The 2,229-nt window shown below is 67.7% G+C and carries 2 protein-coding genes; one reads left to right on the forward strand and one right to left on the reverse strand.

The window, feature by feature from the left end:
- Positions 1–966: CorA family divalent cation transporter (locus ACYPYD_RS11235; protein WP_459663188.1), on the reverse strand; the 966-nt coding region annotated here is incomplete at its 3' end.
- Between the two features lie 88 nt (positions 967–1,054).
- Here ACYPYD_RS11235 and ispG point away from each other — a divergent pair.
- Complete coding sequence (gene ispG / locus ACYPYD_RS11240) at positions 1,055–2,185, forward strand: flavodoxin-dependent (E)-4-hydroxy-3-methylbut-2-enyl-diphosphate synthase (protein ID WP_036528480.1); 1,131 nt, start codon at positions 1,055–1,057, stop codon at positions 2,183–2,185.
- The last annotated feature ends 44 nt before the right edge of the window (positions 2,186–2,229 follow it).

Genomic DNA, 2,229 nt, shown 5'->3' on the forward strand with positions numbered 1-2,229 from the left:
GATGCCGACGATGATCCAGAAGCCGTGCGATCCCTGCTCCGCCAGCGGAATGTCGCCGACGTTGATCCCCAGCAAGCCGGTGATGAAAGTCAGCGGCAGGAACACCCCAGCCACCACCGCCAGCACATACTGCGTGCGCTGGCTGTTCGCGGCGGCGCGGGCGCGGATGTCGTCCTGCAGCACGACCGCCGATTCCTTGCTGATGTCGAGGTCGTCGAGATAGCGGCGCAGGCGGGCGATCGATTCGGCGATCTCGCGCCGGTCGTGGTCCTCGAACCAGCCGGGCGCGCCGTTGGCGATGGCGGTCAGCGCCTCGTGCTGCGGCGACATATGGCGCTTGAGGGCAAGGCTCTGGCGGCGGATCATGGCGATCTTGTCGAGGGTCTGGTCGGTATAAGTATCGGCCGTCTCGTCCTCGAGGTCGTCGATCATGGCGTTCATGTCGACGATGGCGTGGCTCATGCGGTCGATCAGGTGCTCGGTGAGCGCGGTGACGAGCGCGCCCGCGTCATGCGGCCCGCTGCCCGCGTCGAGATCGTCGGCGACGAGGCGGGGTGTCTGCAGCGGCGCGCGGCGCAGGGTGACGACGCGGCTGCCGTCGCTCCACAACTGCAGCGAAAGCATGTCCTCGGGCGCGGCGCCGGGGTTGAAGTTGATCCCGCGCAGCGTCGCCACCAGCGTCTGCCCCTCGCGAAAGGCGCGGGGGCGGTTGGCGTCGCTGGTGAGCAGTTCGGCCGTGGGCTCGGGGATGGCGCAGTGCGCCTCCAGCCACTCCTGCATGCCGGGATGGGTGCGCAGGAGATGGATCCACAGCACTTCGCCCTCTACGCCGGGCTTCCAGCGCTGTGCCTCTTTCCATCCGACCACGCGCGCACCGCCCCGGCCGTCGAGCACGCGCCCGAACAGCAGCGGAAGTTCGGAGGTCTCGTCGTCGGTGAGGGGTTTGTCGGAAGCATGCACAGTCATGGACGCGTGAATGCCCGAAATCGCGCGAAGTCGCCAGCACACCGGAATGCGTCTTCAATCCGCAAGGCAGAGCGCCTATAGAGGCTTCATGTCCTCCATCCGACCCTGGCGCGATATCGAGCGCCGCAAGAGCCGCCAGATCATGGTCGGCAGCGTCCCCGTCGGCGGCGATGCGCCGATCACGGTCCAGACCATGACCAACACCCTGACATCCGACGCGAAGGCGACGATCGAGCAGATCCGCCGCTGCGAGGATGCCGGGGCGGACCTTATCCGCGTCTCCTGCCCCGACGTCGAATCGACGGCGGCGTTCCGGGAGATCGTGCGCGGATCGCGCGTGCCGCTGATCGCGGACATCCATTTCCACTACAAGCGCGCTCTGGAAGCCGCCGACGCGGGCGCGGCGTGCCTGCGCATCAACCCCGGCAACATCGGCTCGTCCGACCGCGTCGCCGAAGTGGTGCGCGCCGCCAAGGCCAACGGCTGCGCGATCCGCATCGGCGTGAACGCGGGCAGCCTCGAGAAGCACCTACTCGAAAAGTACGGCGAGCCTTGCCCCGATGCCCTCGTCGAATCGGCGATGGACCACATCAAGCTGCTGCAGGACCACGACTTCCACGAGTACAAGGTGGCGGTGAAGGCCAGCGACGTGTTCCTCGCTGTCGCCGCCTATCAGGGGCTGGCGGACGCGGTGGACTGCCCGCTGCACCTCGGCATCACCGAGGCGGGCGGGCTGATCGGCGGTACCGTCAAGTCCTCGATCGGCATGGGCATGCTGCTGTGGTCGGGCATCGGCGACACCTTGCGCGTCTCGCTCTCGGCCGAGCCGGAAGAGGAAGTGCGCGTCGGCTTCGAGATGCTCAAGGCGCTCGGCCTGCGCACGCGCGGCGTTCGCGTGGTTTCGTGCCCCAGCTGCGCGCGGCAGGGCTTCGATGTGATCCGCACCGTGGAGGCGCTGGAAGAACGCCTGCAGCATATCAAGACGCCGCTCTCGCTCTCGGTGCTGGGCTGCGTCGTCAACGGCCCCGGCGAGGCGCGTGAGACCGACATCGGCCTGACCGGCGGCGGCAACGGCAAGCACATGGTCTACCTTTCGGGCGTGACCGACCACACCGTGCAGAGCGAATCCATGCTCGACCACATCGTCAGCCTGGTGGAAGCCAAGGCGGCGGAGATCGAGGCCGCCAACGCCGCGCAGGAAGCCGTCGCGGCGGAGTGATCCTCCTCTTCGTCATTGCGAGCGCAGCGAAGCAATACAGGGCC

Source organism: Novosphingobium sp. 11B (assembly GCF_054589055.1).

What these genes read in the sequence shown, in the direction of transcription:
- ispG (WP_036528480.1), top strand. Translation starts at nt 1,055, where the DNA reads ATGTCCTCCATCCGACCCTGGCGCGATATCGAGCGCCGCAAGAGCCGC.